Source organism: Rugamonas sp., assembly GCF_025354735.1.
In the GTDB taxonomy this organism is placed as follows: domain Bacteria; phylum Pseudomonadota; class Gammaproteobacteria; order Burkholderiales; family Burkholderiaceae_D; genus Rugamonas.
This window is the reverse complement of sequence record NZ_JANXMI010000059.1, coordinates 1-19579: the sequence shown is the minus strand read 5'-3', so window position 1 is coordinate 19579 and position 19579 is coordinate 1. Positions and strand designations below refer to the sequence as shown.

The following is a 19579-nucleotide window of genomic DNA, read 5'->3' as shown; positions in this document are numbered from 1 at the left end:
GCCAGTTCGGTGGCGGAAATCGCTTTGCTTTGCAGCAGAGCCGACAACTCTTTGATGGATTTTGTGTGCATGGCGTTTCTATGAATTCTGGATGCGGTTCGACGGAGGAGGTGAGAGCGATATTAAAAAATCACTCGATCACCTTCGGCACCAGATACAGGCCGTCCTGCGTGGCCGGCGCCACGGCCTGATAGTCCTCGCGGCGATTCGGCTCGCGGGCGACGTCCTCGCGCAGGCGCAGCGCGATGTTGTTCATGTGGGCGGCCAGCGGGTGGCTGAGCGGCGCGACGCCGTCGGTGTCGACCGCCCGCATCTGCTCGGCCAGCGCGAAGATGCCGTTCAGCTGGTCCAGCGCGGTCGCGGACTGCTCCTCGCTCATGTCGAGTTGGGCCAGGTGGGCGATGCGTTTTACGTCGGATAGGGTCAGGGACATGGCGTTTATGGCGTAGGAGCGCGGGTGGTCCGCGCAATGTTTAATTATAGGTTTGATAAAACTTGAAGTTCTGGCTAAACGCTGGCAAAAGTTCCCGATTGCCGCGCAATTCACCGCCTGCCGAGCCGCACTTTAGCGTGGATTTTCGGTAAATAGCATTCAAATTATAAGGTAGAATGGCGGGTTGATGCGTTGCCGGCGCTGAATGATTGCTGCCGCCGCGTCTGAACAGGCAGCGTGCGCGCCCGACGGCGCCCGCCAGGCTACCCCTATAACGGCTTATGCGTTTTTTTTGAAAGCGCCACAGGACACTCATGTTTGGTTTTTTACGCAGGTATATCTCCACCGATCTGGCCATCGATCTGGGCACGGCCAACACTTTGATTTATGTACGCGGCCAGGGCATCGTCCTGGATGAGCCATCGGTGGTCGCGATCCGCCAGGAAGGCGGCCCGAACGGCAAGAAGACGATCCAGGCCGTCGGCAAGGAAGCCAAGCAGATGCTGGGCAAAGTGCCCGGCAACATCGAGGCGATCCGCCCGATGAAGGACGGCGTCATCGCCGACTTCACCGTCACCGAGCAAATGCTCAAGCAATTCATCCGCATGGTGCACGACTCCAAATTCTTCCGCCCATCGCCGCGCATCATCATCTGCGTGCCGTGCGGCTCGACCCAGGTGGAGCGCCGCGCGATCCGCGAATCGGCGCTCGGCGCCGGCGCCTCGCAGGTCTACCTGATCGAAGAACCGATGGCCGCCGCCATCGGCGCCGGCCTGCCGGTGTCCGACGCCACCGGCTCGATGGTCGTCGACATCGGCGGCGGCACCACCGAAGTGGGCATCATCTCGCTCGGCGGCATGGTCTACAAGGGTTCCGTGCGCGTCGGCGGCGACAAGTTCGATGAAGCCATCGTCAACTACATCCGCCGCAACTACGGCATGCTGATCGGCGAGCAGACCGCCGAAGCGATCAAGAAGGCCATCGGTTCGGCCTTCCCCGGTTCGGAAGTGAAGGAAATGGAAGTCAAGGGCCGCAACCTGTCCGAAGGCATCCCGCGCTCGTTCACCATTTCGTCCAACGAAATCCTCGAAGCGCTGACCGACCCGCTCAACAACATCGTCTCGGCCGTCAAGAACGCGCTCGAACAGACCCCGCCCGAACTGGGCGCCGACATCGCCGAAAAAGGCATGATGCTGACCGGCGGCGGCGCGCTGCTGCGCGACCTCGATCGCCTGCTGATGGAGGAAACCGGCCTGCCGGTGCTGGTGGCCGAGGACCCGCTGACCTGCGTGGTGCGCGGTTCCGGCATGGCGCTGGAACGGATGGACCAGCTGGGATCGATCTTCTCCTACGAGTGATCGAACGCTGACAACACGGGGCCGCCAAAAGCGGCCCCGCTGCGATTTTGGATGAGGTGCCAGGCGCCCGCCGCTACCCCGCGGGCCCGGATTATTGGAAGTCATGGAATACAGTCCTCCGCCACTTTTCAAACAAGGCGCCTCGGCGCGGGTCAAGATGATGGTGTTCGCCTGCATCTCGATCGGCCTGCTGCTGGCCGACTCGCGCATGAAATCGCTGCCGGTGCTGCGCCAGGTCGCCGGCACCGTGCTGTATCCGCTGCAAATGGCGCTGCTGCTGCCGCGCGACGCCATCGGCGGCGTCGGCGATTATTTTTCGTCCGTGTCGGCGCTGGAAAAGCAGGTGCGCGAATTGAAGCGCCAGCAGATCGCCTCGTCGCAGACCCTGCAACAGGCCCAATTGAGCGCCGTCGAAAACAACCACCTGCGCAAGCTGATGGACGCGCGCGAACACATACCGGTCAAGTCCATGCTGGCCGAGGTGCTGTACGACGCGCGCGACGTCAACAGCCGCAAAATCATTCTCGACCGCGGCACCCAGGCCGGCGTCACGCTGGGCCTGCCGGTGATCGACAACCTGGGCGTGGTCGGCCAGGTCACCCGCGTGTTCCCCTTCACGTCGGAAGTGACGCTGTTGACCGACAAGGAACAGGCCATCCCCGTGCAGCTGCTGCGCAACGGCTTGCGCAGCGTCGCTTATGGACGCGGCAAATCGGGCGCGCTGGAACTGCGCTTCACGGCGCCCAACGCCGACATCCAGGTCAACGACATCGTCGTCACCTCCGGCCTCGATGGCGTGTATCCGGCCGGCCTCGCGGTGGCCCGCGTGACGCAGGTCGACAACAACGCCGGCGGCGCCTTCGGCGGCGTCACCTGCCAGCCGCTGGCCGGCATCGCCAACAACACCCAGCTGCTGATCCTGATGTCGACGCCGGACCTGCCGCCACGTCCGCCCGAGGAAGAAACGCGCGCGCTGAAAAAACACATCGGCAAAATGGCGCCGATCAAGGAGCCCGGCAAAGATGGCGTACCTGCGGCCGCCGTTCCCGGCGCCGCCGCAGCGCCGGCCGCCGTCAGCCCTGCCGCCACTCCCGCGACCCCGGCCGCCGCCAAACCGAAAGAGACCGCGCGATGAGCCGTCCGCACTATATCCTGCTGCCAGTGAGCCCGCTGTTCATCGGCTTCAGCCTGTTCTGCGCGTTTTCACTGAACCTGCTGCCGTGGGGCCATTTCATCGGCGCGCCCGATTTCGTCGCCCTGGTGCTGGTGTTCTGGGGCGTGCACCAGCCGCGCAAGGTCGGCATCGGCACCGCGTTTTTCCTCGGCCTGCTGATGGACGTGCACGACGCCACGCTGCTGGGCGAGAACGCGCTGGCCTACACGCTGCTGTCCTATTTCGCCATCATGCTGCACCGGCGCGTGCTGTGGTTCTCGATGCTGACGCAGGCCATGCACGTGTTCCCGCTGCTGGTGATGGCGCAGTCGGTGCAGATGGCGGTGCGCTTCATCGTCTCCGGCAAATTCCCCGGCTGGTTCTACTTCATCGAAAGCGCGGTCGCCGTGCTTCTGTGGCCGCTGGCGAGCTGGCTGCTGCTGGCGCCGCAGCGGCGCGCCGTCGACCGCGACCACACCCGGCCGATCTGACGCGATACGCCGCACGCACTTTCATCCGCATCACGTAGCCCAGAGTCCCCGGCATGACAGAACTGAAGAACACCGAACGCGAACTGCATTTGTTCCGCCTGCGCCTGACGGCGCTGGGCGGCATGGTGTTCCTGTGCTTTGCGCTGCTGCTGGCGCGCTTTGTGTGGCTGCAAATCGTCAAGCACAGCGACTACGCGGCGCAGGCCGAGGACAACCGCATCGCCGTCGTGCCCATCGTGCCGAACCGCGGCCTGATTTTGGACCGCAACGGCGTGGTCCTGGCGCGCAACTACTCGGCCTACACGCTGGAGGTGACGCCGTCCAAGCTCAATGCCACGCTGGACGAAACTATAGACGAACTGTCGCACCTGGTCGCCATCGAAATCAAGGACCGCAAGCGCTTCAAGAAGCTGCTCGAGGAAACCAAGAATTTCGAGAGCGTGCCGCTGCGCACCCGCTTGACCGACGAGGAGGTGGCGCGCTTCACGGCGCAGCGCTTCCGCTTTCCCGGCGTGGAAATCCAGGCCCGCTTGTTCCGCCAGTATCCGCTCGGCGAAACGGCGTCGCACGTGATCGGCTTCATCGGCCGCATCAACCAGGGCGAGGCGAAAGTGCTCGAAGACGGCGAGGACGCCGCCAACTACAGCGGCACCGACCATATCGGCAAGGAGGGCCTGGAAAAAAGCTACGAGAAGCAGCTGCACGGCACCACCGGCTACGAGGAGGTGGAAGTGTCGGCCGGCGGGCGCGCCGTGCGCACGCTGTCGCGCACCCCGGCCGCGCCGGGCAACAACCTGATCCTGTCGGTCGACATCGAATTGCAGAAGGTGGCCGAGGAAGCCTTCGGCGACTGGCGCGGCGCGCTGGTGGCGATCGAGCCGGCCACCGGCGACGTGCTGGCCTATGTGTCGAAACCGGGCTACGACCCCAACCTGTTCGTCGACGGCATCGACGCCCAGAGCTGGAACGACTTGAATGGTTCGCTGGACCGGCCGATGGTCAACCGTCCGCTGTCGGGCACCTACACGCCCGGCTCCACCTTCAAGCCCTTCATGGCGCTGGCCGCGCTGGAACTGGGCAAGCGCACGCCCAGCCAGGCCATCTACGATCCCGGTTTCTTCATGCTGGGCGGCCACCGCTTCAACGACGACATCCGCAACGGCCACGGCACGGTCGACCTGCGCAAGTCCATCGTCGTCTCCTGCAACACCTACTACTACATGCTGGGCAAGGACATGGGCATCGATGCGATCCATGACTTCATGAAGCCCTTCGGCTTCGGCCAGGTCACCGGCATCGACCTCGATGGCGAAAAGACCGGCGTGCTGCCGTCGCAGGAATGGAAGCGCGCGCGCTTCAAGGGCGCGGCCGGACGCTGGGTCGGCGGCGACACCATCTCCGTCAGCAACGGCTCCGGCTTCAACTCGTACACGCCCTTGCAGATCGCGCACGCGGTGGCCAACCTCGCCAACGACGGCGTGGTGATGAAGCCGCACCTGGTCAAGATCGTCGAAAACGGCGTCACCCGGGCGCGCACGCTGACGGTGCCGACCGAGAGCTACCGCATCCCGCTGAAGCAGGAAAACATCGACTTCATACGCAGCGCGATGGTCGGCGTGGCCAGCGAACCGGGAGGCACGGCCTACCGCGCCTTCGCCAACGCCGGCTACACCGTCGGCGGCAAGACCGGCACCGCGCAGATCGTCGGCATCAAGGCCAACGAAAAATACAACTCCGCGCGCACGCCCGAGCGCCTGCGCGACAACGCCCTCTTCACCGCCTTCGCGCCGGCCGACAAGCCGCGCATCGTGCTGGCGATGGTGGTTGAAAACGCCGGCTGGGGCGGCGAGATCGCCGCGCCGATCGCGCGCAAGGTGCTCGATTACTACCTGCTCGGCAAACGGCCGGAAGTGAAGGCCACCGCCAAGATGCCGACCGACGACGCCGAAGCCCAAGCGCCTATCGATGAACCGGGCAGCGACGAGGAAGCCGCCGCCGTCGACCAGGCCGGCCGCGCGCCGGCGGCACCGGCGGTACCTGCGGCACCGGGCAAACCAGGCACACCGCCCGCGCCGGCCGCCGTGCCGCTGATCCCGACCGCGCCGACCCGGCAGGCGCCGGTCAAGCCGGTACCGACCGCACCGGCGCCGGCCGCGCCGGCCGTGACGCCGCCGGCGGCCGCGCCCGAGCGCAAAAAACAATAAGGAGCGCATATGCGTATCAACGAAAGGCGGTCGCTGTGGCGCCGCATGCGTCCCTACTTCACCGTGTTCGACGGCCCGCTGACATTGATTATCCTGGCCCTGCTGACGGTCGGCCTGGTGACGCTGTACTCGGCCAGCATCGGCATCCCCGGCAAGGTCGACGACCAGCTGCGCAATATCGCCATGTGCTTCTTCGTCATGTGGGTGGTGGCCAACATCACGCCGCAGATGATGATGCGCATCGCCGTGCCGGCCTATGTGCTGGCGGTGGCGCTGCTGGTGGCGGTGGCGCTGTTCGGCACCGTCAAGCTGGGCGCGCGGCGCTGGCTGCACATCGGCATCGACATCCAGCCGTCCGAGTTCATGAAGATCGCCATGCCGCTGATGCTGGCCTGGTTCTTCCAGCAGCGCGCCGGCCACCTGACGTGGCATTCCTACCTGATCGCCGCCGTGCTGCTGGCGATTCCCGTCGGGCTGATCGCCAAGCAGCCCGACCTCGGCACCGCGCTGCTGGTCATCATGGCCGGTTTTTGCGTGATCTTCCTGGCCGGCCTGTCGTGGAAAGCGCTGGCGGCGCTGGTGGTGCTGATCGGCGCCAGCCTGCCGGTGGTGTGGACCATGATGCACACCTACCAGCGCGAGCGGGTGATGACGCTGATCGACCCCTCGACCGACCCGCTGGGCAAGGGCTTCCACATCATCCAGTCGACCATCGCCGTCGGCTCGGGCGGCATCACCGGCAAGGGCTGGACCCACGGCACCCAGGCCCACCTGGAATTCATCCCCGAGCGCACCACCGATTTTATTTTCGCCGTCTTTTCCGAGGAGTTCGGCCTGGCCGGCAATCTCGTGCTGATGCTGCTGTACCTGCTGCTGATCGGTCGCGGCCTGATGATCGCCGCCGGCGCGCCGAACTTCTTCACGCGCCTGCTGGCCGGCGCCGTCACGATGATTTACTTCACCTACGCCTTCGTCAACATGGGCATGGTCAGCGGCATCGTGCCGGTGGTCGGCGTGCCGCTGCCGTTCATGAGCTACGGCGGCACGGCCTTGCTGACGCTGGGCCTGGGCGGCGGCATCCTGATGAGCATCCAGCGCCACCGCAAACTGGTGCAGACCTGATGCGCGCCCATCGGATGGAGCAGGCATGGCCGCATCGCGCGGCGCCGTTGGCGCAAGGCGCACTGCTGCTGGCGATGCTGGCGCTGGCCGGCTGCGGCACGGCGCCCAAGTTGTCGCCCGCGCCGCAAACGCGGCCTACCGCGCCGGCGCCCGCGGCCGGCGCGCAGCCGCGTGCCGAGCCGGGCGTGCCCGCCTTGCCGGCAGCCGGTTCGGGACGCGGCGGTTATTATCAGGACGATGGTCCCGGCGACTCTCCGCCGCCCAATCTGCTCTCCGTGCCGGACGCCGAAGTGCGCAACGATCCGCTGCTGCCGCGCTCCAACCGGCCCTACGTCGTGTTTGGAAAAACCTACACGCCGCTGACGGGCAACCAGCCCTATTCGGAGATCGGCATCGGCAGCTGGTACGGTAAAAAATTCCACGGCCAGCGCACCTCGTCCGGTGAGCTGTACGATATGTACAAGATGACGGCGGCGCATCCGACGCTGCCGATTCCATCGTATGCGCGGCTGACCAATTTAATCAGCGGCGCGCAGGTGATCGTGCGCATCAACGACCGGGGGCCGTTCCATTCGAGCCGCGCGATCGACGTGTCGTACACGGCGGCGCTGAAACTGGGCTTGCTCAGCAAGGGCAGCCACGAACTGAAGATCGACCGCATCCTGCCCGATGAAGCGGAGCGCATCATCGCGGCCCGCGCCGCCGCGCCGGTGCGCACGCAGCTGACGACGCCGCAGTCGACGCTGTCGGTGCAGCCGCTGGTGCTGGCGCCGCGCGCGGTGCCGAAAACGGGGCTGGGTTTGGGGGCGCTGTCGCCGGCGGCGGTCATGCCGGCGCCCGCGTACGCGCCGGTATCAACGTTGGCGGCGGCGACCACCGTGGCCGAAGCGGCGACCATGCCGGCACCACGAGTGCCGGTGAGCGCGCCGCCGGCCGCTGCCAGCGCCGATGTCGACGCGCTGATGCTGGCCGCGCGTTCGCCCGGCGAGGCTGCGGCGGCCGGCGTTGCGCTGCCATTGCCGGTGGCGGCCGGCGATGCTCCGGCGCTCAAGAGTGGATATTATTTGCAGCTGGGCGCTTATTCGCGGGCCGAGAATGCGGAAGCGGCGCGCGTCAAGGTCGCGCAGACGACGAACAATTTCAGCACGCTGGAAGTGGTGCAGAGCGGTCCCGTGTTGCGTTTGTTCGGCGGTCCGTTCGCAAGCCGCCAGGAAGCGACCCAGGCGGCGCAAGGCTTGCCGTCGTCGCTGAACCTGAAACCTATCGTTATCCAGCGCTAGTTTTTGATCCGGCTGCCACGGCGCCGTCTATTTGCAGACGTGGGTTTCGGTGCTGGCGTATCCGAGCTGGATTTTTTCGAGCTTGGCGCGGGTGTCGCCGTCGACGTCGCGGAACTGATAGGCCAGCAGCTTGCTGCCGCTCAGGCGCGGCGCCACGCGGGCGCTGTGCACGCCCTGCTTGACCAGCGCCGCCAGCTCATTCTGCGCCGCTGCCTCGGTCTTGAACACGCCCAGCGAAATCCCCCAGCGCATGGCCGGGTTGTCGTTCATGATGAAGTAGTTGCTCACACCCAGTTGTTTGAGCTCGCCGGCTTTTTTGTCGGCGCCGTCCTTGCTGCCCTGCGAAGGAATATAAACGATATAGCTCGATATCTCGGTGCCCGGCAGGTTGTGGCGCGACTGGCGGTCGCCCAGGTTCAGCGGCCCGACCTGGTTCTCAAAGCGCAGCGCGTCGGCCAGCACGAAGTTGCCGATTTCGAGGCAGGCCGCGGCGGCCGGCGCGGCTGGTTTCACGACCGCCGCCAGCGCCGACGCCACGGCGGCGCCGGCCTTGGGCGCCGCGATCAAGGCCAGCTTGTCGGCGTTGAGCTGGTGTTGCAGGCGTGCCGGTTCGCGCTCGTTGCCGCTGAAGTGGCCCAGATAGCCTTGTCCATAAGCGTACAGCGCGGCGTTGGCGGCCAGCAGCGTCCAGAAGATAAATTTCAGCACAATGTGTCCACGGTTGTCAGAGCTCGCCGATGGCGGCATGTAAGCCGATCAGCACCATATTATCGACCAGGCGGTAGGGAATCTTCAGCACCGCCGCGACGGCCGCCGCCGCGCCGCCGGTCATCAGGCAGGCTTCCGCGCCATGCAGCGCGTAGGCCCGTTCGATGGCGCCGGCCTGCGCGGCCAGGCAGCCGTTGGCGATGGCGTCGTCGGTGTTGTCGGCGAAGCCGGCCCGCTGCGGCCCGTCCTGGCTCATGTGCGGCAACTGCGGCAGTTGCGCCGTGTTGCGCGCCAGCGCGGCCGTCATCAGGTTCAGTCCCGGCAGGATCATGCCGCCGACGAAGACGCCGTCCGGCGTCAGCGCGTCGATGGTGGTGGCGGTGCCGCAGTTGGCGACGATAACGGCGTGGCCGGGCGCCAGCGCGTGCGCGGCGATGGCGCCGGCGAAACGGTCGCAGCCCAGTTGCGACGGCGTGCGGTAGCCGTTGCTGACGCCGGCCAGCCGCGCCACCGAGGCGAACCAACCGACCGCTTCGGCCGGCAGCGCGGCCGGCAAAATCAGTTGCAAACGCGCCCGCAGCGCGGAGCCGGCGACGTTCGACAGCAGCGCGCGCGTGATCGGCCGTCCGCCCAGCGAGGCGTCCCACGCCTGCGGCAGTTGCGCCAGGTCGGCGTGGCGGACGGCGCCCGACGCGCTCCACGCGCCTAGCGGCGCGCCAGGCTGCAACAGGGCCCATTTGATGCGGGTGTTGCCGGCGTCTATCAGCAGGATCATGGGTCCACCCGCCGCAGCGACACGTCGCCCGATAAAATGTGGACGCGGCCGGCGTCGGTGTCGAGTTGTAAACGGCCGCTGTCGTCGACGCCGGCGGCGCGGCCGCTGTGCAGCGTGGCGCCGTGGTCGACGATGCAGACCGGCTGTCCCTGCCACGCGTGCAGCCGGTTCCAGCGCCCGCTGAAGGCGGCGAAGCCGGTGTCGTCGAATTCGGCCAGCACGGCGGCGAGGCGGCTCAACAAGGCCGCCATCAGCGCGTTGCGGTCCATCTGCGCCAGCCACGGCGCGGCGGCGACGGCTCGGCCGATCTGCGCTTCCAGCTCGTCGGGCATGACCAGGTTGATGCCGGCGCCGATCACCGCCCACAGCTCGCCGCCGGCCGATTGCTGGGTCTCGACGAGGATGCCGCCGAGTTTTTTACCGTCGCGCAGCAGGTCGTTGGGCCACTTCAGCTGCACCGGCACGCTGAGGGCGTGCAGGGTTTCGGCCAGCGCCACGCCGACGGCCAGCGGCAGGCCGGCGATGCGTTGCAGCGGACCTTTGAAGCGCCACGCCAGCGAGAACGTCAGCGTGGCGCCGGGCGTCGAATGCCAGGTGCGGCCGGCGCGGCCGCGGCCGGCCGTTTGCGCTTCGGCGATCAGCAGCACGGGGCCGGCCAGGGTGTCGACGCGGGCCAGCAGGTCGGCGTTGGTGGAGCCGGTTTCGGCCACCACTTCGATGGCGACGTGGCTGGCGCTGGCGGCGCAGCCGGCCGCGATGGCGCCGCCCGACAATGTCGGCAAGGAGGCCGATGCGGTCGCCGGTGCGCTATTTACTGCTTCCTTGTTCGAGCCGGCGCTCATGCCTGGACCCGGCGTTTTTTTTGCGGCGCGTTGGCGAACAGGCCGTCGTAGGCGGCGTTCGGCAGCAGCCGCAGGAATTTGGCGACCACGCCCATCTGCCACGGGATCACGGCGTACCTGTTGCCGGCGGCGATCTTGCGCAGCGCGGCGTCGGCGAAGCGCTCGGGCGCCATCAGGAAGGGCATGCGGTAAGCGTTCGCGCGCGTCATCGGCGTGTCGATGTAGCCGGGGCAGAGGGTAACGACGGCGATGCCGTGCCGTTTCAATTCCAGCCGCAGCGATTCGCAGTAGGTGATGACGGCGGACTTCGACGCGCTGTACGCTTCGGCGCCGGGCAGGCCGCGGATGCCGGCCACGCTGCCGATGCCGACCAGCCGCGCCGGCGTGCGCTGGTTTTTCATGGCGTTTATGAAGGGGGCGAAGGTGAAGACGGTGCCGAGCACATTGACGTTGAAGATGTCGACGATGACCGGCACGTCCTGCCCGTATTCGGTCAGCGTGCCGACGGAAACGCCGGCGCTGGCGATGACGACGTCGATGCCGCCGGCGTGCTCCAGGAACTGCTGGGCGGCCATGGCCACGGCGGCGGCGTCGCTGACGTCGGCGACGTAGCAGCGGTGCCGCTCAGGTTGGGCGCAACCGGCGCGCAGCCGCTCCAGGGCCTCGCCGCGCCGGCCCAGCAGGCCGACGATGGCGCCCTGCGCCGCATAGCGCAGGGCCAGGGCGGCGCCGATGCCGCTGGAGGCGCCGGTGATGAAAACGCGCTGCGCGTTCGGCGCGCCGGTTGGCATGTTTACTTCTTTTCCGCTTTGGCTTTGGCGACCAGATGGTCCATCACCTGCAGCACTTCGGCGTGCAGCTGCGCTTCGGTGGTGGCGCTCTTGGCAGCTTCGTCGGCCATGGAAGGCGACGTCAGGTAACGGCCGTCGACGGCCAGCATCGGCCAGCTGTCGACCTTATATTCGGCGAACATGGCGTTGCCCTTGCGCTGACGGGCGGCCACGCCCAGCGAGCGGTAGGCGTCGGTGAACTTGGCGACGTCGATGCCCTGCTTGCCGACGAAGTCGAAGACGGCGGTGTCGCGGTCCAGGCGGTTGTGCCGCAGGTGCATCTCCTCGAAGATCGTCATGTGCAGCTTGTCGGTCAACAGGCCCATGGCGTCGAGCGTGTAGAACAGTTTTTGCTGCGGCAGCACCGAGTCGTTATACGGCACGTGGACGCGCTTGAAGACGATGGTGTCGCCCTGTTTCTTGACCCACGCTTCCAGCGCCGGCTCGAAGGCGTAGCAATGCGGGCAGTAGTAGGCGAAGAATTCGGTGACTTCGATTTTTTTGCCGGACTCGGTCGGCTGCGGCGCCGCCAGCGTGCGGTACTCGACGCCGGTTTTCGGATCGGCGGGGGAGGCCGACGCGCTCAAGGCGACGGCGCTCAGGGTCAAGGCGCTCAAAACGTATTTCAGAAAATTCATCGTTACTCCGTTACGGTTATTTTTGATTGCGCACGACGGCGACGTCGACGCCGTTTTCCGACAGCTTGCTTCTTACCCTGTTCATCGCTTCGACCTGGTTGTAAGGGCCCATGCGGACCCGGTGCAGCACGCCGGTGTCGGTCGTGCGGTCCGACACCGAGGCCTCGAAGCCGAGCAGCGCCAGCCTGGCGCGCGCGCTTTCGGCGTCGGCCACTTCGCGGAAGGCGCCGGCCTGCAGATAATAGACAAATTTGTCGTCGCCCGCATCGGCCGCTTTCGGCGCGACGTTGGCGGCCGGCGCCGGCACGACGTTGCTGGCGGACGGCGGCTTGCTGGCCGGCGCCCGGACGGCGACCGGCGCGTCGGTGGCGTTGATCTTGTTGACCACTTGCTGCAAGGGGTCGGGCGCCGGTGCCGGCGCGGCGGCCGGTGGCGCGGCGGCCGTCGACGGCGCCGCCTTGGCGGCCGCTTTCGCCTCAAAATCCTTGGCCGCCTCGTGGGCCGCGTCCTTGTTGCCGTACATGGGCTTGTTCGGATCGGCCACCTGGCCCGGCGTCGGGTCGGCCAGCTTGCCGGCCTTGCCCTTGTCGGTGAACGGCGTCGCGCCCTTGGTGATGGCCAGCGCCACGACGACGGCGATGCCGAGGCCGATGACCAGGCCGATGACGATGCCGATCAGCGTATTGCCTTGCTGGCGGCCGGTGCTGCGGAAGCGGAAATTCATTGTGCGGGACGTCCTTCGCAATTACATTGCATTACATTTTGTCGGGCGCCGAAACGCCGATCAGGGCCAGGCCGTTGCGCAGCACCTGGCGGGTGGCGACCATCAGCGCCACGCGCGCGCGCTTGAGTCGCGCGTCGTCGACCAGCACGCGCTCGGCGAAATAGAAGCTGTGCAGATTGGCGGCCAGTTCGCGCAGGTAGAACGCGATCTGGTGCGGCCCCAGTTCGGCCTGGGCCCGCGCCAGCGTTTCCGGATAGGCGGCCAGGGTGGCGAGCAGCGTCGCTTCGGTCGGCGCCGTCAAGGGCGACAGGTCGACGCCGTCGAGGTCCGCGTTGGCGCCGCCGGCCTGTTCCAGCATGCGGCAGATGCGGGCGTGCGCGTACTGCACGTAATAGACCGGATTCTCGTCCGAGTTTTTCAGCGCGACGTCGACGTCGAACACGAATTCGGTGTCGGCCTTGCGCGAGATGAGGAAGAAGCGCACGGCGTCGCGGCCCTTGGTGATGTCGCCACCGCCCGACCATTCGATCAGGTCGCGCACCGTGACGTAGGAGCCGGCGCGCTTGGAGATCTTGACCTCTTCGCCGTCCTTCATCACGGTGACCATCTTGTGCAGCACGTAGTCGGGATAGCCCTGCGGCACGCCGACGTCGACCGCCTGCAGGCCGGCGCGCACGCGCGCGATGGTGCCGTGGTGGTCGGAACCCTGGACGTTGATGGCCTGGACGTAGCCGCGCTGGAACTTGACGATGTGGTAGGCCACATCCGGCACGAAGTAGGTGTAGCTGCCGTCGGTCTTGCGCATCACGCGGTCTTTGTCGTCACCGAATTCGGTGGTGCGCAGCCACAGCGCGCCATCAAGTTCATAGGTCTTGCCGGAGTGGTTCAGCAGCTCGACGGCGGCGTTGACCTTGCCGTCCGCGTACAGCGACGATTCGAGGTAGTAGTTGTCGAACTTGACGCCGAAGGCCTGCAGGTCCATGTCCTGCTCGTTGCGCAGGTAGGTCACGGCGAAGGCGCGGATCGACTCGATGTCGTCGACGTCGCCCGACGCGGTGGCCGGCGCGCCGTCGCTGGCGGAGACGGTTTTCTTGGCGAGGAAATCGTCGGCGATGTCCTGGATGTAGTCGCCGTTGTAGGCCGACTCGGGCCAGCCGGCGTCGCCCGGCTTGACGCCGCGCGCGCGCGCCTGCACCGACGTGGCCAGGGTCTGGATCTGGACCCCGGCGTCGTTGTAATAAAACTCGCGGGTGACTTTGTAGCCTTGCGCGTCGAACAGCGAGGACAGGGCGTCGCCCAGCGCGCCCTGGCGGCCGTGGCCCACGTGCAGCGGTCCGGTGGGATTGGCCGAGACGAATTCGATGATGACTTGCTTGCCGACGCCGGCGTCGCCGCGGCCGTAGGCGGCGCCCTGGGCCAGCACGGCCTTGACCACGGCCTGCTTGGCGGCGTCGGTGACGCGCAGGTTGATGAAGCCGGGGCCGGCGATGTCGGCCGACGCGATCAAGTCCTTGCCGGCCGGGTTGGCCAGCACGGCGGCGACCACCTGGGTGGCCAGTTCGCGCGGATTCATTTTCAGCTGTTTGGCCAGCTGCATGGCGATGTTGCAGGCGACGTCGCCGTGGGCCGGGTCGCGCGGACGCTCGAGCACGACGTTGGCGCTGACGCCGCTGGCGGCCAGGATGGGCGTCAGGGCGGCCTGGAACAGGGCGATGATTTCTTGTTTTTGTTGGGCGAGCATGTGCGAGAGGGCGGCCGGGCCGCGCGAGTAAAACATCGGAAAGCGAAAACGGCCGGCGGCAAGGGCCGGCCAAACAGCGGTAATTATACTGGTTTGCCGGGGGCCGGTCAGGTCTGGGCGCGTATCGTTTGCGACGGCCGCTGAAGCCGGCGATGATCGGGGGCGGACCCCGATGGGCAGCGACAGCGGCGCGGTCCGACCCCGGCGCCGCGCCACCGCGCCCAGGCCCGCGTTTTTGCCGGCGTCACGGCCGCGGCGGACGGCGTTATCGGCGCCCCGCGCGCCGCACTGCGACATTTCCTCGCCGCCCACCGTCGCCGGATGACGCTAGCCTCTGCCACTACTGTATACTGCGCGCTCGCGCCCGCCGTGTACCGCAGGCGCCCACACACTGGAATCACATTATGGACAAGCGCCCGACGCTGAAATTGAACACTGCCGCTCCCGCCGCCAAACCGAAGCTGCGCGCCAGCCATGCGCGCGACCTGAAGCCGGCGCCGCAGACCAGTTTCAAGACGGGCCTGAAAGCCGATGCGCTGGCCTTCTGCCTGCTCGGCGCGGCCCAGGCCGTGGCCCAGGTGCGCACCGGCACCGCGCTGCCGCAGGCGCTGGCCCAGGTCTTCACGCGGCTCGACGCCCAGCCGCAGGCGCGCGGCGCGATCCAGGACATCGCCTACCGCTGCATGCGCCAGCTGGGCCAGAGCGAGGCCCTGATCGCCCTGATGGCGCCCAAGGCGCCGGAGCCGCTGGTGGCGGCCCTGCTGGCCTGCGCGCTGGCGCTGCTGACCGCGCCCGACGCCACCGCGCCCTATGAGGAATTCACCGTCGTCGACCAGACCGTGACGGCGGCCGACGCCCACCCGGACACGGCGCGCGCCAAGGGCATGGTCAACGCCCTGCTGCGCCGCTTCCAGCGCGAACGCGCGGACTTGCTGGCGACGGCGCTGTTGCAGCCGCCGGCCAAATGGAATTATCCGCAGTGGTGGATAGACGCGGCGCGCGCGGCCTGGCCGCAGCAGTGGGAACAAATCCTGACGGCCGGCGACATGGCGCCGCCGCTGACCCTGCGCGTCAACGCCCGCAAGGCCACCGTCGCGGAATATCTGGCCACGCTGGAGCAGGCCGGCATCGCCGCCGCCCAGGTCGGACCGTACGCGGTGCGGCTGACCAAGGCCATCGGCGTGGCGCTGATCCCCGGCTTCGCCGACGGCGTGGTGTCGGTGCAGGACGCCGGCGCCCAGCTGGCCGCGCCGCTGCTCGACGTGCACCACGGCATGCGCGTGCTCGACGCCTGCGCCGCCCCCGGCGGCAAGACCTGCCACATCCTGGAGCTGGCCGACGTCGCCGTGACGGCGCTCGACGCCGACGCCAAGCGCTTGCAGCGCGTCGGCGAAAACCTCGACCGCCTGCGACTGACGGCCACGCTGACGGCGGCCGACGCCCAATCGGCCGGGTGGTGGGACGGCCAGCAGTTCGACCGCATCCTGGCCGACGTGCCGTGCACGGCGTCCGGCATCGTGCGGCGCCACCCCGATATCCGCTGGCTGCGGCGCAAGGGCGACGCTCTCCAACTTGCAACACTTTCGGCCAAAATTCTCGACAACCTTTGGCAGATGCTGCGGCCGAATGGTAAATTGCTATTCGTGACATGTTCCCTGTGGCCGCAGGAATCGGAGGCGCAAGCCGCCGCGTTCGCCGTGCGGCACAACGCCGTGCGGCTGCCTGCGCCGGGCCAGCTGCTGCCGGTGTCCGCGGGCGAGCGGGATCACGATGGTTTGTATTACGCGCTATTCGAGAAAACCGCGCAGAGCAATGCGTAATCGTTTTGGCTGTCTTTTTTTGACGGATTTATTGAGCACCGGCCCCCACGTGACACGACGATTTTTTCGACTACTGGCCTGCCAGTTGCTGGTGATGCTGGCCTGCGCGCTGCCGCAGGCGGCGCGCGCGGCCGATGTCGTCGACATCCGCCGCGCCTACATCGAGGCCGCCGACGAGGGTTACCGCCTGGCCGCCGTCTACGATTTCGACCTCAATCACGGCCTCACCGACGCCGTCCAGCATGGCGTGCCGCTGTACTTCACCACCCAGGTCGAATTCACGCGGCCGCGCTGGTACTGGTTCGACGAGAAAGCCATCGTCGCGCACCAGACCGCGCGCCTGCAATTCAACCTGCTCACTCGCGAATATTATGTGACCATCGTCGGCAGCGTGCGACAGACCTTCCCCACGCTCGACGAGGCCCTGTTCCTGATCCGCCGGCCCAGCCGCTGGGTGGTGGCGCCGCGCGGCGCGCTCAAGGTCGGCGAAAGCTACAGCGTCACGCTGCGCATGCTGCTCGATCCCGACTACCTGCCCAAGCCGATCCAGGTGAACGCCTTCAACAACGCGGAGTGGCGCCTGGCGTCTGAAAAAAAGTCGTTCTCCTATAAGGCGGAATAGGTGAAGACGGCGTTGCGGTATGTCCTCGTCGTCGGCGGCGCCATCGTCAGTATCCTGCTGTTCCTGCTGGCCTCGGCATCCGACAATTCCAGCTTCTTCGACCGCCACTATTCCTGGCTGCTGGGCCTGAACGCGGCCGTCGCTGTGGCGCTGCTGGTGCTGGTCAGCGTGTCGCTGTTCCGGCTCTACGTGCGCTTCAAGAGCGGCAAATTCGGCTCGCGCCTGATGATGCGGCTGGTGATGCTGTTCGCCGGCATCGGCGTGCTGCCCGGCCTCGTCATCTTCATGGTGTCGGTGCAGTTCGTGTCGCACTCCATCGATTCCTGGTTCAACGTCCACGTCGAGGAGGCGCTCGAATCGGGCTTGACCCTGGGGCGCGCCGGCCTCGACGCGGCGCTGGTGGAGCTGACCTCGACGGCGCGGCGCGGCGTGCAGCAGCTGGCCGAACAACCCTACGGCACCGAGCCGGCCCAGCTGGCGCAACTGGTGGCGCAGCAGGCCGGCATGCAGAACGCGATGATCGTCGACGGCTACGGCGGCTTGATCGTCAGCGCCCGCGGCAAGCAGGGCGGCAACCTCAGCGCCGACCTGCCGACGCCCACCATGCTGGCCAAGGCCAAGACCGAGGACTTGTACGGCGCGGCCGAGGGCGGCAGCGAAGTCAACAACGACATCGCTGGCGCGCCGGCCGCGCCCTACGCGCCGCCGGAAGCGGCCAGCCTGCGGCTGCGCGTGCTGATCGCCATCCCCGACCCGGTGCGGCCCAACGGCACCCATCTGGCGCCGCGCTTTTTGCAGCTGATCCAGCTGGCGCCGGCCCAGCTGGCCAGCAACGGCGAGACCATCCGCAGCGCCTACAGCGGCTACCAGGAGCGCTTCGTGGCGCGGGTCGGCCTGCGCAAGATGTATATCGTGACGCTGACGCTGACGCTGCTGCTGGCCGTGTTCGGCGCCGTGGCGGCCGCCTTCCTGATCGCCAACGACCTGGCCCAGCCGCTGCTGCTGCTGGCCGAGGGCACGCGCGCCGTGGCCGAGGGCGACCTGTCGCCGCGCCCCATCGTCGCCACCTCCGACGAGCTGGGCACGCTGACGCAATCGTTCAACACCATGACGCGCCAGCTGTCGGAGGCGCGCAGCTCGGTCGAGCGCAACGGCGCCGCCCTGCAAAACGCCAAGGCCCACCTGGAATCGGTGCTGGCCAATATGTCGGCCGGCGTGATGGTGCTCGACGGCGAATTCCGCCTGCTCACCTGCAACGATTCGGTCGAGCGCATCCTGCTGCAGGCCGGCGTGACGATGATAGGCCTGCCCTTGCAGGAGGTGGAGGGCTTGCAGGAATTCGGCGCCGCCATCGTGGCCGCGTTTTCGGCCCAGAGCGCGCAGTCGGCGGCCGGCCGCAATTTGCAGCGCCTGCACTGGCAGCGCCAGATCGAAATTCCGCGCCGCCCCGGCAGCAGCGAAGACAACGACTTGACGCTGCTCACGCGCGGCTCGCGCCTGCCGGTCGACGGCGGCAACGGCTACCTGGTGGTGTTCGACGATATCTCGGACGTGATCTCGGCCCAGCGCTCGATCGCCTGGGGCGAGGTGGCGCGCCGGCTGGCCCACGAAATCAAGAATCCGCTCACGCCCATCCAGCTGTCGGCCGAGCGCCTGCAAATGAAGCTCGAGGGCAAGCTGGCGCCGGCCGACATGGAATTGCTCAACCGCGGCACGGCCACCATCGTCAACCAGGTGGCGGCGATGAAGCGCATGGTCGACGATTTCCGCGACTACGCCAAGACGCCGCCGGCCGTGCTCGAACCGCTGGACTTGAACGCCCTGATCGAGGAGATTTTGCACCTCTACCTGGGCAGCGGCGACGAGATTTTCCACCCGGCGCTGGCGGCCCGGCTGCCGCTGGTGATGGGCGACGCCACCCAGCTGCGCCAGGTGATACACAATCTGCTGCAAAACGCCCAGGATGCGATGGCGGACCAGGCCGAGGGTGCGGCCGCGCCGCGCATCGACGTGGTCACCGAGGCCATCCATTATCAGAGCGCCGACGGCGGCACCCGCACGGCGGTGCGGCTGGCCATCAGCGACAACGGCGCCGGTTTCGCGCCGAAAATCCTGGCGCGGGCCTTCGAGCCGTATGTGACGTCGAAGGCGCGCGGCACCGGCCTGGGCTTGGCGATGGTGAAAAAAATTATCGATGAACACGGGGGACGGATCGATATCCAGAACCATGTCGATAGAAGTGGCGCGTCGGTCCTGATTTTGCTGTTAAAGTTAGCACCGGCTATGTAATATTAAAATAAACGTTTCAAACTAAAAAAATCATTGCCGGGTGCGATACTCAAAGCCCGGCACATTAAAATAAAGCCGGCGACTACGGCGTAGTGAGGAAGGTAGGGATAGATGGCTAACATTCTGGTAGTGGACGATGAAATGGGTATCCGTGAGTTGCTCTCTGAAATCCTGAGCGACGAGGGACACGCGATACAACTGGCCGAGAATGCGCAGCAGGCGCGCGAGGCGCGCGCCGGCGGGGCGCCCGATCTGGTGCTGCTCGACATCTGGATGCCGGACACCGATGGCGTCACCCTGCTCAAGGAATGGCAGCGCGACGGCTTGCTGACGATGCCCGTCATCATGATGTCGGGCCACGCCACCATCGACACGGCGGTCGAGGCGACCCGCATCGGCGCGCTCAATTTCCTGGAAAAACCGATCGCCTTGCAAAAGCTGCTCAAGGCCGTGCAGCAGGGGTTGACACGGGCGCAGGAGGCAGCGCGCGCGCCGGTGGCCGCGCCGGTGCGGCCTTTGAGCCCGCCCCAGGCTGAGGAAAACCACGCC

Annotated in this window: 19 protein-coding genes; 10 read left to right on the top strand and 9 right to left on the bottom strand. The window is 66.9% G+C overall.

What is annotated here, in order from left to right; translation table 11 throughout:
- Positions 1 to 130 precede the first annotated feature (130 nt).
- Both gatC and Q0S71_RS06235 read right to left on the bottom strand, forming a co-directional pair.
- Positions 131 to 433, bottom strand: coding sequence for an Asp-tRNA(Asn)/Glu-tRNA(Gln) amidotransferase subunit GatC (gene gatC, locus Q0S71_RS06240; protein WP_295992963.1), 303 nt, complete (start codon positions 431 to 433; stop codon positions 131 to 133).
- Between the two features lie 40 nt (positions 434 to 473).
- Positions 474 to 749, bottom strand: coding sequence for a hypothetical protein (locus Q0S71_RS06235; RefSeq protein WP_295992962.1), 276 nt, complete (start codon positions 747 to 749; stop codon positions 474 to 476).
- Between Q0S71_RS06235 and Q0S71_RS06230 the strand changes: the two genes are divergently transcribed.
- From Q0S71_RS06230 to Q0S71_RS06205, 6 genes are all read left to right on the top strand, one after another.
- A complete protein-coding gene (locus Q0S71_RS06230; RefSeq protein ID WP_008445008.1) occupies positions 748 to 1791 on the top strand; it encodes a rod shape-determining protein in 1044 nt (347 codons plus the stop codon). The genes Q0S71_RS06235 and Q0S71_RS06230 overlap by 2 nt on opposite strands.
- Before the next feature lie 103 nt (positions 1792 to 1894).
- Positions 1895 to 2926 (top strand): rod shape-determining protein MreC, encoded by a 1032-nt coding sequence (mreC, locus tag Q0S71_RS06225; RefSeq protein WP_295992950.1) that lies wholly within the window; start codon positions 1895 to 1897, stop codon positions 2924 to 2926.
- Entirely contained in the window at positions 2923 to 3435 is a 513-nt protein-coding gene (gene mreD / locus Q0S71_RS06220; RefSeq protein WP_295992947.1) for a rod shape-determining protein MreD, read from the top strand. The genes mreC and mreD overlap by 4 nt, the downstream gene beginning before the upstream one ends.
- A gap of 53 nt (positions 3436 to 3488) precedes the next feature.
- Positions 3489 to 5639, top strand: a complete 2151-nt coding sequence (gene mrdA, locus Q0S71_RS06215) for a penicillin-binding protein 2 (RefSeq protein ID WP_295992944.1) — start codon at positions 3489 to 3491, stop codon at positions 5637 to 5639.
- 9 nt (positions 5640 to 5648) lie between these two features.
- Positions 5649 to 6761, top strand: coding sequence for a rod shape-determining protein RodA (gene rodA, locus Q0S71_RS06210; protein WP_295992941.1), 1113 nt, complete (start codon positions 5649 to 5651; stop codon positions 6759 to 6761).
- On the top strand, positions 6761 to 8041 hold the full coding sequence (locus tag Q0S71_RS06205; RefSeq protein WP_295992939.1) for a septal ring lytic transglycosylase RlpA family protein: 1281 nt from the start codon (positions 6761 to 6763) through the stop codon (positions 8039 to 8041). The genes rodA and Q0S71_RS06205 overlap by 1 nt, the downstream gene beginning before the upstream one ends.
- A gap of 27 nt (positions 8042 to 8068) precedes the next feature.
- On the opposite strand, the gene Q0S71_RS06200 is transcribed toward Q0S71_RS06205, so the two are convergent.
- Genes Q0S71_RS06200 through argS form a run of 7 tightly spaced genes read right to left on the bottom strand, consistent with a single transcriptional unit; the run spans position 8069 to position 14299 of the window.
- Complete coding sequence (locus Q0S71_RS06200; protein WP_295992937.1) at positions 8069 to 8749, bottom strand: SPOR domain-containing protein; 681 nt, start codon at positions 8747 to 8749, stop codon at positions 8069 to 8071.
- Between the two features lie 16 nt (positions 8750 to 8765).
- A complete protein-coding gene (locus tag Q0S71_RS06195) occupies positions 8766 to 9524 on the bottom strand; it encodes a type III pantothenate kinase (protein ID WP_295992935.1) in 759 nt (252 codons plus the stop codon).
- Complete coding sequence (locus Q0S71_RS06190; RefSeq protein WP_295992933.1) at positions 9521 to 10366, bottom strand: biotin--[acetyl-CoA-carboxylase] ligase; 846 nt, start codon at positions 10364 to 10366, stop codon at positions 9521 to 9523. Before Q0S71_RS06190 ends, Q0S71_RS06195 begins: the two co-directional genes overlap by 4 nt.
- Positions 10363 to 11157, bottom strand: coding sequence for an SDR family oxidoreductase (locus Q0S71_RS06185; protein ID WP_295992931.1), 795 nt, complete (start codon positions 11155 to 11157; stop codon positions 10363 to 10365). The genes Q0S71_RS06190 and Q0S71_RS06185 overlap by 4 nt, the downstream gene beginning before the upstream one ends.
- A gap of 2 nt (positions 11158 to 11159) precedes the next feature.
- Positions 11160 to 11834: a thiol:disulfide interchange protein DsbA/DsbL gene (locus Q0S71_RS06180; RefSeq protein WP_295992928.1), complete on the bottom strand. Its 675-nt coding sequence runs from the start codon at positions 11832 to 11834 to the stop codon at positions 11160 to 11162.
- Between the two features lie 16 nt (positions 11835 to 11850).
- Positions 11851 to 12558, bottom strand: coding sequence for an SPOR domain-containing protein (locus tag Q0S71_RS06175; protein WP_295992925.1), 708 nt, complete (start codon positions 12556 to 12558; stop codon positions 11851 to 11853).
- A 31-nt stretch (positions 12559 to 12589) separates the two neighbouring features.
- Complete coding sequence (gene argS, locus Q0S71_RS06170) at positions 12590 to 14299, bottom strand: arginine--tRNA ligase (protein WP_295992922.1); 1710 nt, start codon at positions 14297 to 14299, stop codon at positions 12590 to 12592.
- A gap of 404 nt (positions 14300 to 14703) precedes the next feature.
- Here argS and rsmB point away from each other — a divergent pair, with 404 nt between their 5' ends.
- The 4 genes from rsmB to Q0S71_RS06150 form a co-directional block, all read left to right on the top strand.
- Complete coding sequence (rsmB, locus tag Q0S71_RS06165) at positions 14704 to 16119, top strand: 16S rRNA (cytosine(967)-C(5))-methyltransferase RsmB (RefSeq protein WP_295992919.1); 1416 nt, start codon at positions 14704 to 14706, stop codon at positions 16117 to 16119.
- Between the two features lie 49 nt (positions 16120 to 16168).
- Positions 16169 to 16741 (top strand): DUF4390 domain-containing protein, encoded by a 573-nt coding sequence (locus tag Q0S71_RS06160; RefSeq protein WP_295992915.1) that lies wholly within the window; start codon positions 16169 to 16171, stop codon positions 16739 to 16741.
- The gene (locus tag Q0S71_RS06155) at positions 16742 to 19030 is read left to right on the top strand and encodes an ATP-binding protein (RefSeq protein ID WP_295992912.1); all 2289 of its coding nucleotides are present in this window, start codon (positions 16742 to 16744) and stop codon (positions 19028 to 19030) included.
- 111 nt (positions 19031 to 19141) lie between these two features.
- Positions 19142 to 19579 (top strand): response regulator (locus Q0S71_RS06150; protein WP_295992906.1); only part of this gene is annotated, 438 nt, incomplete at its 3' end.